The following is a 13,414-nucleotide window of genomic DNA, read 5'->3' on the forward strand; positions in this document are numbered from 1 at the left end:
GTATGGCCGGAGAATTCAAGATCTTGGGCCCGTTAGAGGTCTGGACCGGCGGCGAGCGGGTGCGCCTGAGCGGGGCCGGGCAGCAGAGGGTGCTGGCCGCGTTGCTGCTGTCAGCGGGTCATGTGGTGCCGTTGAGCCGTCTGGTGGACGCGGTCTGGCCGCAGGATCCGCCCCCCACCGCGGAGAAGCGCGTCCGGAATCTGGTCTCCGAGCTGAGGAGGCTGCTCGGCGACGGGGGTTCTGACGGGCCGGTGGCGGCGGGTGCCGGATACCGGCTCGACGTCGGAGAGGACGCCCTTGACGCCGCCGTCTTCGACCGCCGGGTGAGGCGGGCCCGCCGGCATGCCGCCGAGGGGGAACCGGCGGAGGCGGTGACCGAGTTCCGCGCGGCCCTGAACCTGTGGCGGGGGCCGGTGCTGGCGGGGCTGGAGTGCCCGGCGTTGCAGCCGCAGGTGACCAGCTGGGAGGAGAGACGGACGGCGGCGCTGGAGGAGGACATCGATCTGGAGCTGGACCTCGGCCGGCACCACAGCGTGATCAGCGAGCTGACCGAGCAGGTGGCCGCCCACCCGCTGCGGGAACGGCTGGCCGGTCAGCTGATGCTCGCCTTGCACCGGGCCGGCCGGCGGGCCGAGGCACTGCGGGTCTTCCACGACACCCGCGGAACGCTGGCGGAGGAACTGGGCCTGGACCCCGGCGAGCAGCTACAGCGGCTGCACCAGCGGATCCTGGCCAGCGACCCCGGCCTGGCGGCGCCGCCACCGGATCGGCGCAAGCGCGTCCACCAGCTGCCCCACGACCTCGCCGACTTCACCGGCCGTACCGCCGAGCTGAACCGCCTCGTCTCGGCCCTGCCGGACGAGGGGGAAGAGGCCACGGCGGTCGTGATCAATTCCATCGACGGGATGGCGGGTATCGGCAAGACCGCCCTGGCCGTGCACGTCGCGCACCGGCTGGCCGGCCGCTTCCCCGACGTGCAGCTGTTCATCGACCTGCACACGCATACGGCCGGAGAGCAGCTCGGCACCACGTCCGCCGCCCTGGACACGCTCCTGCGCGCGGTGGGCGTGCCGGGCGAGCAGATCCCCGACAAGCTGCATCAACGGGCCGGGCTCTGGCGGGCAGAACTGGCCGACCTCAAGGCACTGATCGTGCTGGACAACGCCACCAGCGCCGAAGAGGTCAGGCCACTGCTGCCCGGCAACCCCGGCAGCCTGGTGCTGATCACGAGCCGCCGCCGCCTCACCGACCTGGAGGCCGCATGCACGCTGTCCCTGGAGGTGCTGCCGCCCGCCGACGCGGTCGCGCTGTTCACCCGGATCGCCGACGACGCGCGCGCCGTCACCGAACCGCGGTCGGTGCAGGAGGTGGTGCGGTTGTGCGGCCATCTGCCGTTGGCGGTCCGGATCGCCGCCGCACGGCTGCGCACCCGTCCCACCTGGACCCTCGCCCATCTGATCGAACGCCTCGCCGACCAGCAGCGGCGGCTGGGCGAGCTGGCCACCGGGGACCGTAGCGTGGCCGCCGCGTTCTCCCTCTCCTACCGGCACCTCACCCCCGTCCAGCAGCGGCTGTTCAGGCTGCTCAGCCTGCACCGGGGCACCGATTTCGACGCGTACACCGCCGCCGCGGTCGCCGACATCACCGTCCAGGAGGCGGAGTCGCTCCTGGAGGATTTGCTGGACATCCACCTGTTGCAACAGCACACCGTCGGCCGGTACCGCTTCCACGACCTGCTGCACACCTACGCCGCCCAGCTCGTCCTCGAAGAGGACACCGAGGCCGACCGGCGCGCCGCCCTGGGCCGCGTCCTCGACCACTACCTCGCATCCCTCCAGGGCGTCTACCGGCTGGAACGGAACGGCTGCACGCTCGTCGACGCGATGGTGGCCACCCGGTCGGCGGGGATCGCGTTCAGCGACCTGGCCGAGGGACAGACCTGGGTGTCGAACGAGCTGGACGGCATCCTCGGCGCCATCCGCATGGCGGCCGCGGACCCCGGCGCGCCGATCGCCGTCGCCGCGGACCTGCTCCTCGCCCTCGACCCGATGGGCGACGTGGCGTTCCTGTGGCCGCGGCTCAACGGCCCCGCCGCCGAGGTCGCCGACGCCGCCCGGGCACGCGGCGAGTCCCGCGCCGAGGCGCGGGCGCGGTACATGCTCGGCGGCGGACTCTGGCAGATCGACCGCCTCGACGAGGGCGAAGAGCAGATCCGCCGCGGCATCCGGGCCGCCCAGGACGGCGGGGACGAGGCGATCCCGGAGCGGCTGCTCAACGTGTCCGCCCTGCTCGCCTCCGCCCGGCAGAACTACGAGGAGGCGCTGGAGATCTTCCAGGAGGGCCTGGCAGCCTGCCGGCGTTCCGGCAACTGGTGGTCGGAGCTGGAGATCCTCAACAACATCGCCGCCCTCCATATCATCGTCGGCGGACGTCCCCAGGAGGCGCTGGCCTGGGTGACGCGGGGGCTGGAGCTGGTGGACCGGGTCGGAGGGCAGCCCTACGCCTGGCTGTACCTGATGATCAACCGCGGCCGGGCGAGGGTGGCCCTCGGCCGTCCCGCCGAGGCGGTCGAGGACTTCCACGCCGCGCTGAAGGCCAGCCGCGCCCGCGCCTTCCCCTTCCAGGAGGCACTGGCCCTCCAGGAACTGATGCAGGCGACCCGGCAACTCGGGCAGCTGGAGCAGGCCCTCGGACACGCCGAGGCGAGCCTCGCCATCTGGCGGCAACTCGGCCAAGAGGCCAAGCAGACCGAGATCCGCGAAGTCCAAGAGGAAATCCACGCAGAACTGAACGGCTCCCACCCATTGACAACCTAAGAGACAACGGCACGGGCACCGGGGGTTTCCGGTGCCCGTGCCTTGTTGGGGGTGGTCAGTCCTTTCTCAGGCCGGTGCCAGTCGGCGGAAGCGGCTGGTGCGGAAGACCAGTGGAGGGGTTTCCGGACTGGCGAGCAGGGCCTGGACCTCCAGCAGCGCGATCACGTGGTCGCCGGCCGGGATCTCCTCGTGGAGGCGGCAGTCCGGCCAGGCGGTGGAGTCGAGGACGAACACGCCGCCGCCCGGCCGGGCCTCCCAGTCGACGCCGCTGAAGCGGTCGCCCTCCTTGCGGGAGAGGCGCATGCAAACCTCGTTGTGGTTCTCCGCGAGCACGCTCAGGCCCAGCCGCGGCGCGTGCCGCAGGCGCGGCCAGGTCTCCGAGGTGTTCTGGACGCAGATCGACACCAGCGGCGGGGCCAGGGACACCGCGGTGAACGAACTCGCCGCCATGCCGTCCGGCGTGCCGTCGACGAGGGCGCACACCGCCGTCACCCCGGACGGGAAGCACCCGAAGGTGCGGCGGAGCGCGGCGACGTCCTCCATCTCGGCCACCTGCCGTCAGGCCGTGACCAGCGAGGGGGCCCCTGGCCCGGGTACAGGCCCATCGTCATCAGCCCGGCCATCTCGGCGCAGGCGTACGCATTCGGCGGCATGATCGCCGCGGTCGTGACGTCGCGCAGCATGCGCTCGTAGCCCCGGGGGCGGCGATGGGGCCTGGAGTTCAGGGGCAGGTCCGTGGCGGTCGACCGGAGCATGCGCACCAACCTGCCGCGCGTGTACGCGGCCGGAGACCTGGAAGACGTTGCCGGGACGCTGGGAGCCCATGGGCGATCCGGGCGGCGCGCAGGCGTACGGCGTGATCGGCGCCGATACTCCGCTGGTCGCGGACCATCCGTCCTGAGGCGTGATGACGACGGGCCCGGTCCGTTGCATCCCGGCGGCGTACCGTCCCAAGCTGCCGAACAGGCCGCATGGCGGTATTCGCGGGGCATGAAAGGGTGCGAACTCGATAAGCACAATCTCAGCCTTGCCAAGCCGCGCCGCTCGCTTTTCGAGTGTCGTTGGTCACACCCTTACGAGCGGATCTTCAGCGGAAAGACCGCAGGCGGACGAGTCCAGCCGCGTCGGTGTCAGCGCCGCGCAGGGCCCGGGAGATCCGGCACGCCGCGTCCGCGCTCGCCGCGAGGGCCGACATCGAAGGCCGCTGCCGCGCTGCCGCGCTGCCGCGACCTTGGATCCGCGTGCATCGTCACCTCCACGGTCGCCGGGCTGCGGGCCGCTGTCGAACAAAATCGTATCTGATTCTATGTATTCAATCGTATCTACATGCCTCCAGTCCAGGCTGCGTCCAGGATCACAAAGAAGCAGGTACGACAGGGCAAATCGTTTGGACGCGAACGGTCGGATCGTTTGGGATCGAACGGTTCGATCGGCCGCATGGGCGGGCGGAGTAAGCTCCCGACGATCGAGTAATATTGGAAATCGTATGTGAAATCATCTAGGGAGATGTGTGTGATCTTCAGGCTCGCAAGCTCAGGCACATCCCCCGCGAACCCGCCGCCCATGACTCTCGGCGACCGCCTCGGCACTGGCGGCGCGGAGGCGCCACCGGTATCCGGGCCGTGTGGACCGATCCTGAGGCGCATCTCGTACAACATGCCAAGGGTCCGCCACCCGTTCGTGAGCACCTGCGCGACAGGACGACCCCCCTTGTCTCCGTCGTCGGTCACGAAGACGCCGCGAACCGGGCGACAGGGCCCACGGCTTGTGGCGCTGCCTTGGCCGTGTCGCAGTGGCGATTGACGATGCGACCGGGACGTGAGGCGAAGATGAGGAGAACCGGGTGAGTTCCGCGACGAAGCCGGGCACGATCAAGGAGAGCAAGGCCGAGTTCTGCTATGAGCTGCTGCGGTCGCGCGTCCTGGACGGCACGTACGTTCCTGGATATCGACTGGTCGTCAAGGAACTCGCCCGGGAGACCGGGGTCAGCACGATTCCGCTGCGCGAGGCGATGCGCCGGCTCCAGTCCGACGGGCTGGTCGAGGTGGTGCGCAACGTCGGCGCGCGCGTCGCGGTCTTCGACGCCGAGCAGGCGGAGCACACGCTGCAGATCCTGGCGCGCCTCGAGGGCTACGCCACCGCCGCCGCCGCACCGCACATGACGGCCGCGCAGATCTCCGCGTCCCGTGAGATCAACGATCGTATGGTGGGGGCGCTGGTGGATTTCGACCCCCCGGCCTTCACCGCGCTGAACCGCGAATTCCATTTCTCCATCTACCGGCACTGCCCGGACGCGCGTCTGCGTTCCCTGCTCGAAGAGCAGTGGACCCTCCTGGATCACATGCGCCGCTCGTCCTACACGTACGTCTCCAGCCGCGCCCGCCGTACGGTGGTCGAGCATTCGCACATCCTCGCGCTCATCTCGGACAAGGCCGATGCCGCCGAGATCGAGCGCTTCGCCTGCGCACACACGAATGCCGCCTCCGACGCGCTCCACTGAGACCCCACCGATCCCGTGTAGACCGCGCGGCACTGGGATATCCGGCTGGTGAGGCTCGCCGATCACGTCACCGACGACGTCCATTTAAGGACGACGGCAGAGGCTCAGTAGACGTTGACGCCGAAGGCCCTGAGGACGTCGTCGACCGGCTGGAAGAACGACGATCCACCGCGTGAGCAGTTTCCGCCGACGCCGATCCGCAGGCCGAGCGCGTAGGGGCCGGAGACGTAGGGCGCTCCTGGGGTCTCACCGAGCCTTGCGCAGGTGGTCGTCCTTGCCAGGCCAGAAAGCGTCCCTTCGTGGAAACGCATGCTCTGATCGCGTGCCGTCACGGTGCCGCACGTGATGCCGGTGATGGGGCTGGTGCGGCAGATCCGCTGGCCGACCCTCGGGCTGCGCGCCGCCACGACGTCCTGGGATCCCGCGGGCGTCCGCACACTGCCGGGCCTCTCCACACGGGGGCTGACATAGCGGACGAGGGCGGTGGTGTTCGTGACCGCGACGACGGTGCCGAGTTCGACGGTCAGGGCCCGATCGGCGTAGATCTTCAGGCCCACCTCGGCGCAGGCGCCCGTGGTGAGGAAGTAGTAGGTGCCGGACCTGCGGACATTGAAGCCCAGAGTGCAACGGACGCCACCGCGCGCGAAGATCGACTCTCCGCCCTCGGCGCTCGGAACAGCGACCAGGCCGGGGTTCTCGTCCGTCCCGGCTTCGGGGGCCTGACTCGGCTCGGGTGCCGGGCTCGTCACGGGGCTGGGCGAGGTCTCGGGCTCGGGCGAGATCACCGGGTGGGGCGTGATCACCGGTTCGGGCGAGTCCACAGGCCGGGGCGAGGTGACCGGTTCAGGCGAGGTCACGGGCCGGGGCGAGGTCACAGGGCCGGACGGGGCCGCGGGGTCGGGCTTCGTCACGGGAGCGCGGGAGGGCGCAGGCGCGGCGGCGGGTGGCGCCGCGGGATCAGGGGCAGGCGCGGACCCGCGGCCGGGCGCGGCGGCGGACGACCGGCCTGCGCGAGCACGGGGCGGGTCGACCGGGCGGGCGCGGTCGGTCAAACGGTCACGCATGGAATCGTAGACGGAGTCGGATTCCTCGGTCGGCACAGGGTCGGGAAGGGCAACGGCCTCGGGGAGCGGAGACCGGCCCGGGCCGGCGGTGGAGTCGGGCGCCTGGGCGATCATGTAGGGAGCCGTGGCGACAAGGACGGCCGTACCGCTCAAGAGCATGATCAGAGGGAGGGATCTCACAGGAGCTCCTGGGGATGGCGGGTGGGGGTCGGCCCAGGATGGCGGTTCCCGGAATTGTGCTGAAAGGAGGACGTCCGCTACAAGGGTCAAAACTGCCAAGATCTGTCGTGACCGACTATCAAATACAAGGCCAAGACCAGAGCGATCCATGGGCGCCCGGTGACCGGACTTACGGGATCGTCCCTCAACACTTGGCTGCTCAGCCCCAATGCCATCACCAATGGTGAGCGCAAGGCGACACCCAGCACGATCGGCCCGGTGGCCTACCCGTTGGCCGAGGCGGTCAACGGGTATGAAGCCGGGGGCGGCGGCAGCGATGAGTCTGCCGACGTCCACCGGTCTACCTCCCGACCGAGACCAGCCGACTTCATCGGGAGCAAGCCATGGGCCTCATCCACATCGCAATGTTCGCAACGCTCGACCTCGTCGCACAGGCGCCCGGCGGCCCGGAGGAGGACCCGGACGGGTTCCCGTTCGGCGGCTGGCAGGCTCCTCTGCTGGACGAGTCCACCGGCGCGCAGATCGGGGCCGCTTACGAGGGGACCGACGCCCTCCTGCTCGGCCGCCGGACGTATGACATCTTCGCCGCCTACTGGCCGCACCAGGAGGGCGGGCAGGACAACGAGTTCGCCGCGCTGTTCAACAGCATCCCGAAGTACGTGGCCTCCCGCGGCAGGGCCGACCTCTCGTGGGCGGGGTCCACGCAGCTCGGCCCGGATCTGCCTGGAGCGGTGCGCGAGATCCGTGACCGGCACGAGCACATCAAGGTCGTCGGCAGCCTGAACCTGGTACAGACCCTCCTCAGGGAGAGGCTCTTCGACCGTCTCGACCTCTGGGTGCACCCGATCGTGCTCGGCGTCGGGAAGAAGGTCTTCGATGACGGCGCCGTGCCCACGAACGTCACACTGCTCGAACCGCCCGCGGCCGGACCGAACGGCACCGTCCATCTGCGCTATGCGCTCGCCGAAGGCACGCCGGGCACAGGGGACATGAGCGCACCCGACCGCGGTATCGGGCGCGACGGCTGAGGACGGCCACGGCCCTTGCCCCTGAGCCATTCCATTGGCTCTCCTCGCTGGCCAGAGGTCACCATCGCAGGCGCTTCTTCGCCAGGATCCTGTCCATCAGCTCCGGGTCGGTTCGCCGCGCTTCTTCGGCGAATTTTTCCAGGGGTCTGAGGAGGTAGGAGGGGCCATCACCGCTGAGTTCACGCTGGCGAAGCACAAAAGGGGCGATCGAATCCCATGTCCGGACCACTTGACGGTGCGTCCCGGCCAGAATGAAGTCGTCGAAGATCCCCATGTGGTGAAGAATGGCAAGCTGCTGAAAGAAGTAGACGACGTCATAGAACTTCTCGCGGACGTCGTCGGGGAGGCTGAGAAATCCCATCTGGGGGTCGTTTTCGGCATTGAGCCGGTGATAAATGTAGAGTAGATTGTCCTGGAACCGCACCGACCGGTACTCGCCAAGTAACTGGAGGTAGGCGGAAGTGAAATTCGCGCGTCTCTGAGCGGTCCATTGCCCGATCGCCAGGTAGCTCGACACGACCAGCGCGAGAGCGGACAGTGTGATCGCGATCATGTTGGGGATCAAGGCCGTCTCCCGGATCTCTCAAGCCGCGCGTCAGCAGCCGGTAGGAATGGGACGACCGGTCTTCAGCACCGGTTCCAGAAGCGAATCACCGGCGGACGCGGGCCATGGCGTGAACCCATCCTGGGGGCGGGCCCGTACTCCTGAGAGTCTCCGATCCGAGAGGGGCTGGGAGTGGGCGCTCGCATGCCGGCCGCTGCGGCCGCGCTTGGAATCCTGCTCGGGACGACCGTCCCGGCGGCTCCGGCCAGAGCGCACGGGGCACTGGAGGACCCGGCGAGCCGAGCGATCAACTGCGAACCGGGCCGCGGCGCCGCCCGGACCGGAGCCGCCTGCCAGGCCGCCGCGAAGGTGAGCGGCGCGGCACTGGCCGAGTGGGACGAACTGCGCGTGCCGGATGTGGGCGGCCGCGACCGTCAGATGATCCCGGACGGCGAACTGTGCAGCGCGGGCCTTGAGCGGTTCCGCGGATTGGATCTGCCGCGCGCGGACTGGCCCGCGACCCGGCTCGCCGCGACCGCGCAGCACACCTTCCGCTACCGGGTATCGATCCCGCATCAGGGCAGTTTCCGGCTGTACGTCACTCGCGACGATTACCGCCCGACGGCCCCGCTCACCTGGTCGGCTCTGGAAGCGAAACCATTCCTCCAGGTCAAAGACCCGCCACGCCGAAACGGCGCATACGTCTTCTCCGGACGGCTCCCCCGCGGCAAGACGGGACGCCACCTGATCTACACGATCTGGCAGACCTCGGACACGCCCGACACCTATTACTCCTGCGCCGACGTCACCTTCACCGGCCGCCGACAGCCCGCGGAACGCACTCCGGCGCCCGCGCGCGCCGAGAACGGCACCGCGCCGAGCCTGCGGCCACCGGAGACGTCATCGAGCCCGGTGGCCGGCACGTCGGCCACGGAACCCGCCGAAGACAGCGGGCCGCCCGTCGTGACGTTCGGCATCGCCGGGCTGGTGCTGATCCTCGTCATCGGCGGCGGGGCCGTGGCGATCCGCCGGATACGCGTCCGCCGTCACCCTTGACCTTCCGTTCTCCGTGTGCGGGACACCACGGCCGGGGAGCGGGTTCCGGGAAGGAGAGCGTTTCCCGGAACCCGCTATGCGGCGGCTAGTGGCTACCGGCGAAACGGCGTCGCCGCGCGATGACGACACCTCCGGCGATCACCATGCCGCTCGCGCCGAGCGCGAGCAGAACGGGCGCCGCGCCCCTGTCCGGCGCCTGCTTGCTGACGCCGGTGGAGGGCGAGAAGCCACCGATCTTCCCGGAACGCTGGTACGCGGAGCCGGGAAGCTTGTCGGCGTAGCGGCCGTGCACGAGCTGCTGGTACGACCCGACCGTGACGCCCTTGGCGACGGACGTCTTGGCGGTTTCGTTCAGCGCCGTCACACGTCCGTCCTTGAGCCGGTACCAGGCGTGGATCTGCGGCTCGGTGAACACGATGCCGCCGTCCGCCTTGGCCGGGTACACGGCCTCGTCGGAGCCGGACATCATGTTCATGATCGTCCAGCTCGCGCCGGACTTGGTCAGCCACACCGTCGCGTGCTGCCCGGTCGCCGACTTCGCGCCGACCGCCATGTAGGCGAACCTCGCGGCGGGCGCGTTCGGCGTCCCCTTGACGAACTCGGGGTTGAGTGAGTACACGCGGTGGACGTCACCCTCCAGCCGCGGCGCCTTCGCCGCGATCGCGGCCGCGGTGACGGGCTGGTTGATGAGCTGACCACGCTGGTGCCGGTCGAGGTGGACGAAGAACCGCCCGAGCCGCTGCTGGGTCGACGCGGCCGAGGCGACCTTCTGCGCGGCGGCCTCGTCCGAGGGCGGTCCCGCGGCCTGTGCCGCGCTCGCGCCCATGACGACAGTCCCGCCGATCAGGGCCGCTGCGGTGATCTTGGCTGTGGTCCGCATGTCACGCACCCACCTTCGACAGGGCCCCGCCCCAGCGGAACTCGCCGTTCCTCGTGTAGCTGCTGTGGCTCATCTCGCCGTACCTGGGGCTGTACGGCCACGGGTCGCCATAGGAGAGCGTCTGGCCCTGGTAGCCGTAGATCACCTGGGCGTGACCGCCGCCGGCCGTCCAGTAGATGCCGGTCTCGATCGGACGCTTCGCGTCGATCTCGGTCGCGACGGACTTGTACGCCATCGCTCCGGTGACCTGGCCGGCGGAGAGGCCCAGTGCCCGGAAGGCCACCTGGTCCCACTCCAGCTCACCGCCCTCGTTCGGGCAGTCGCTGCCCACTGGTGCGTTCCGGGCGAGGTTGCAGAAGTCGTTCTGGCTGACGTTCCCCTTGCCGTGGAACTTGGCGATGGTGAGTCCGCTGGCGGCCCAGCACCACTGGTCCTGTTCCTGGACCTCCTGGTCGATCTGGAGGATCCCGGCCGAGGCGACTCCGGACGACACCGTGAAGGTGGCGGCGGCCACCGCCGCGACACCGGCCGCGAATCGCCGGCGTGTCCGGGCGGGACGGTTAGGCGTTCTCATGCGCTTCCGCCTTTCTCCTGGCTTGCGCCGTAGGGCCTCTCACCTGGGCGCGGGTGCGTCGACGCCCTCTGCCGGGACGGGAGCTGTGGCAGCCGGAGGACGAATCGCACACCGTGCGGGTCCCTTCGGTGGCCGGGGCGGCGACGTCAGGGCGGGAGCCCCAGGCGAGAGGCCGAAGGAATGCTCATACGGTCTCATTCGGCACAAAACACAGGTAATGCCAGCAGGCGATAACCCATGGCTATGGCCCCATGTCATCGCAGGTGAGACGGGGTGGCGCCGACGCACCGGGCCCGGGTACGAGGGATGTCCCCACACCGACCCCACCCACCACCGACCTGCGGCCGAGGCCCGCGGGTGCCGGCGAGCCGCGGGCCCCGGCCGCGATCGGCGAGCACGGCGCCCGCTTGCGCCTTAGGCGTCCGAAGATCGGTGGGTGGCGGCGAGATGGTCGTGGAGTTCGGCGTGGCGGAACTGGTAGAGGGGGCCGACCGCGCGCAGCAGGCCGAGGCGGTGACAGTCGTCGAGGAACGGCATCAGCCTGCGCGGCAGAAGACCGGCGTGGGCCAGCCTCCAGGTCGCGACCAGGTAGGCCGGCCATGCCCGGTGATCGCCGAACCCGAGCCCGACCGTGAGGCCGACGCCGAGGCCGAACAGGGGCCCGGCCGTGAGCCCGTACGCGAACGCCCCCGCCGGCCCGAAGACGGGCCCGGCCGTGATCCCGGCCGCCAGTGCGGCCGCCAGCGCGGTGGTGCTGATGCGGACCAGGCTCAGCGTCCGGTCGGCGCGCCAGTTGCACAGAGGCGTCGTGGCGTGGCCGATCCGCGCCGGCGTCTCCGCCCAGGCCACCAGCCCGGTCGCGAGGCCGACCGCGAGGCCGATCACGAGCCAGGTCGCAGGCCCATAGCTGAACTCGGTCGAGAGGATGCGCACGACTCCGCCCACGGGCTTCTCGGCGATCCTGACCGCGAGCCAGCCCATGAGCCCGAGCACGAACCCGATGGTGAGTCCGCCCGCGAGCCCGATCGTGAGCTTGCGCGCGAGTTCGGCCGGGCGTCGGCGGACGCGCAGGTCGGCGTACCCCGGCGAGTGCCGGGCCCACGACATCGCCCCGAAACCGACGGCGAGCGAGACGGCGAGTCCGTAGGCGATCCCGTTCGCGAGGGCGAACACGAGCCCGGCCTGGGGCCCGAACGCCATCCCGTTGGCGAGCCCGCCCGCGAGGCCGTTGGTGAGGCCGACGGTCAGGGCGGCGACCACGGCGAAGGTGACCGCGGTGGTGCGGGTGATCGCGCGGGTGGCGGCGGCCAGCCGCCACCAGGCGAAGTCACGGGTGCCGCCGCCGGCTCCCCCGCGGGCCGCGGCGGGCTGGCACGTGAGGTGGTGGGCCAGGTGGCCCAGCCAGCGCCGCACCTGGACGGGATCGTGGCGGTTGCGCGGCCGGAAGGGACCTGCTCGGACATCACCCGGCGGCCGGGTGGCGATCAGGGCGGGGATGAGCCGGTCGAACAGGTGGGCCCGCAGCGCGGCGGCGGTGGGAAAGCGCGCGGGATCCGCCAGTTCGCCCGGGTCGGCGCCGGGCGCCGAGTAGACCGAGCGCAGCAGCCATAGCCCGAGTGGAGTGGCGGTGACACCGGCCAGCGCTCGTGCTGTCCTGCCCGGCGCCGTACCAGGCGTGATCTGATCGGGAGGGGGCGTGCCGCGCAGCTCGGTCAGGACGTGCTGCCAGGCCGGCCCCGGGGAGGGCGGCAGGCACCGGGTGAGGTGGTCGGCCGCGTCCGCCGGGGACAGCGGGCGTGGTTCCAGGACGGCGGCGGAGGTCACCACGTCTCCGGCAGCGGCGACCGCGTCGGCGAACTCGGTGGTGCGGCTCGTGAGGATCAGCTGGTCATCACCGCCCAGGGACCGGTTCAGCGCAGTGATCAGCCTGGCCTGGGCAGGCGGGGGCAGCTCGTCCAGGCCGTCCAGGACGGGCAGGGTGTGCCCGCAGGCGGCCAGGGTCCGCACGACGCCGTCGCCCAGCCCCGGCGAGCGCAGCGCCGGGTAGTCGCGGGCGAGCCGGTCGGCCAGCCAGTCGTGCAGCCGGGGAAACCGTTCGGTGTCCCAGCCGGCCACCGGGAACAGCACCGGGATCGGCTCGTCCGCGGCGCGCGTGGCCAGCAGACGCAGGAGCAGCTGCATCGCCAGGGTGGTCTTGCCCGTGCCCGGTGCGCCCAGGATCACCAGGCGGCGCCGTCGGGTGCGGCGGAACCGGTCGGCCAGTGCGGCGATGTCGGCGCTGGACGCCGTCCACCGCATGTCGTCCGGCCCCTCGGAGGCCGCCGTCTGGATGTTGGCCGGGTGGTCCATCAGCGCGGTCGCCGCGACCTCGGGGGTGCGCCAGCGCACCGGGATCGGGTCCGGATCGTCCAGCGACCGCAGCCTGGCCTCCTGCTTCCATTGCTCGGCCACCACCCCGGCCAGCACGTCCTTGGCCCGCGTCAGCGTGTCCGTGCTCGGTACGGCCCCCGCCTGCCGGGTGGTCCGCCACGCCCACACCACCACCCCGACCGCCGCCGGGCCGACGGCTACCAGCAGCCCGGTCAGCTGCGCGGTGTCCGCCGACGCCGGCAGTCCATCCGCGCCGGTCAGCGGAAGCGCCGTCACCGCGAGCAGGAGCACCAGGCCCGTCACCGCCACCCCGGCCGCTACCCACGGCAAACATTCCCTGACACTCCGCACGCTCGCCATCTTGGCGTGTCTCGTCCGGCCGCGCAGGCAACGCCCGAAACC

The 13,414-nt window shown here is 70.7% G+C and carries 10 protein-coding genes; 4 read left to right on the top strand and 6 right to left on the bottom strand.

Going from position 1 to position 13,414, the window contains the following annotated elements; genetic code table 11:
• Positions 1–23 precede the first annotated feature (23 nt).
• Positions 24–2,816 (top strand): AfsR/SARP family transcriptional regulator, encoded by a 2,793-nt coding sequence (locus tag AGRA3207_RS09755; protein ID WP_231334248.1) that lies wholly within the window; start codon positions 24–26, stop codon positions 2,814–2,816.
• Positions 2,817–2,882: 66 nt separating this feature from the next.
• On the opposite strand, the gene AGRA3207_RS09760 is transcribed toward AGRA3207_RS09755, so the two are convergent.
• A complete protein-coding gene (locus AGRA3207_RS09760) occupies positions 2,883–3,359 on the bottom strand; it encodes a flavin reductase family protein (RefSeq protein WP_231334249.1) in 477 nt (158 codons plus the stop codon).
• Between the two features lie 1,300 nt (positions 3,360–4,659).
• On the opposite strand from AGRA3207_RS09760, the gene AGRA3207_RS09765 reads away from it, so the two are divergent.
• Complete coding sequence (locus tag AGRA3207_RS09765) at positions 4,660–5,316, top strand: GntR family transcriptional regulator (RefSeq protein WP_231334250.1); 657 nt, start codon at positions 4,660–4,662, stop codon at positions 5,314–5,316.
• A gap of 104 nt (positions 5,317–5,420) precedes the next feature.
• Here the strand turns inward: AGRA3207_RS09765 and AGRA3207_RS09770 are convergent, their stop codons facing one another.
• The gene (locus AGRA3207_RS09770) at positions 5,421–6,137 is read right to left on the bottom strand and encodes a S1 family peptidase (protein ID WP_231334251.1); all 717 of its coding nucleotides are present in this window, start codon (positions 6,135–6,137) and stop codon (positions 5,421–5,423) included.
• A gap of 827 nt (positions 6,138–6,964) precedes the next feature.
• On the opposite strand from AGRA3207_RS09770, the gene AGRA3207_RS09775 reads away from it, so the two are divergent.
• Positions 6,965–7,588 (top strand): dihydrofolate reductase family protein, encoded by a 624-nt coding sequence (locus tag AGRA3207_RS09775; protein ID WP_231334252.1) that lies wholly within the window; start codon positions 6,965–6,967, stop codon positions 7,586–7,588.
• 58 nt (positions 7,589–7,646) lie between these two features.
• Here the strand turns inward: AGRA3207_RS09775 and AGRA3207_RS09780 are convergent, their stop codons facing one another.
• Complete coding sequence (locus tag AGRA3207_RS09780; RefSeq protein ID WP_231334253.1) at positions 7,647–8,141, bottom strand: DUF4760 domain-containing protein; 495 nt, start codon at positions 8,139–8,141, stop codon at positions 7,647–7,649.
• Between the two features lie 195 nt (positions 8,142–8,336).
• Between AGRA3207_RS09780 and AGRA3207_RS09785 the strand changes: the two genes are divergently transcribed.
• Complete coding sequence (locus AGRA3207_RS09785; RefSeq protein WP_231334254.1) at positions 8,337–9,188, top strand: lytic polysaccharide monooxygenase auxiliary activity family 9 protein; 852 nt, start codon at positions 8,337–8,339, stop codon at positions 9,186–9,188.
• A gap of 85 nt (positions 9,189–9,273) precedes the next feature.
• Here AGRA3207_RS09785 and AGRA3207_RS09790 read toward each other — a convergent pair whose 3' ends face one another.
• The 3 genes from AGRA3207_RS09790 to AGRA3207_RS09800 form a co-directional block, all read right to left on the bottom strand.
• Positions 9,274–10,068 carry a hypothetical protein gene (locus AGRA3207_RS09790; protein WP_231334255.1) on the bottom strand — a complete coding sequence of 265 codons (795 nt, stop codon included), beginning with the start codon at positions 10,066–10,068 and terminating at the stop codon, positions 9,274–9,276.
• A 1-nt stretch (position 10,069) separates the two neighbouring features.
• Positions 10,070–10,642 (bottom strand): papain-like cysteine protease family protein, encoded by a 573-nt coding sequence (locus AGRA3207_RS09795; RefSeq protein WP_231334256.1) that lies wholly within the window; start codon positions 10,640–10,642, stop codon positions 10,070–10,072.
• A gap of 414 nt (positions 10,643–11,056) precedes the next feature.
• Positions 11,057–13,342, bottom strand: coding sequence for an NACHT domain-containing protein (locus AGRA3207_RS09800; RefSeq protein ID WP_231334257.1), 2,286 nt, complete (start codon positions 13,340–13,342; stop codon positions 11,057–11,059).
• Between the last annotated feature and the right edge of the window lie 72 nt (positions 13,343–13,414).

It is taken from the genome of Actinomadura graeca (assembly GCF_019175365.1).
GTDB classification, from domain to species: domain Bacteria; phylum Actinomycetota; class Actinomycetes; order Streptosporangiales; family Streptosporangiaceae; genus Spirillospora; species Spirillospora graeca.

Bases quoted from the DNA above. Each gene is read 5' to 3' on its own strand.
- AGRA3207_RS09760 (WP_231334249.1), bottom strand. From the start codon at position 3,359: ATGGAGGACGTCGCCGCGCTCCGCCGCACCTTCGGGTGCTTCCCGTCC.
- AGRA3207_RS09775 (WP_231334252.1), top strand. From the start codon at position 6,965: ATGTTCGCAACGCTCGACCTCGTCGCACAGGCGCCCGGCGGCCCGGAG.
- AGRA3207_RS09780 (WP_231334253.1), bottom strand. From the start codon at position 8,141: ATGATCGCGATCACACTGTCCGCTCTCGCGCTGGTCGTGTCGAGCTAC.
- AGRA3207_RS09785 (WP_231334254.1), top strand. From the start codon at position 8,337: ATGCCGGCCGCTGCGGCCGCGCTTGGAATCCTGCTCGGGACGACCGTC.
- AGRA3207_RS09790 (WP_231334255.1), bottom strand. From the start codon at position 10,068: ATGCGGACCACAGCCAAGATCACCGCAGCGGCCCTGATCGGCGGGACT.
- AGRA3207_RS09795 (WP_231334256.1), bottom strand. From the start codon at position 10,642: ATGAGAACGCCTAACCGTCCCGCCCGGACACGCCGGCGATTCGCGGCC.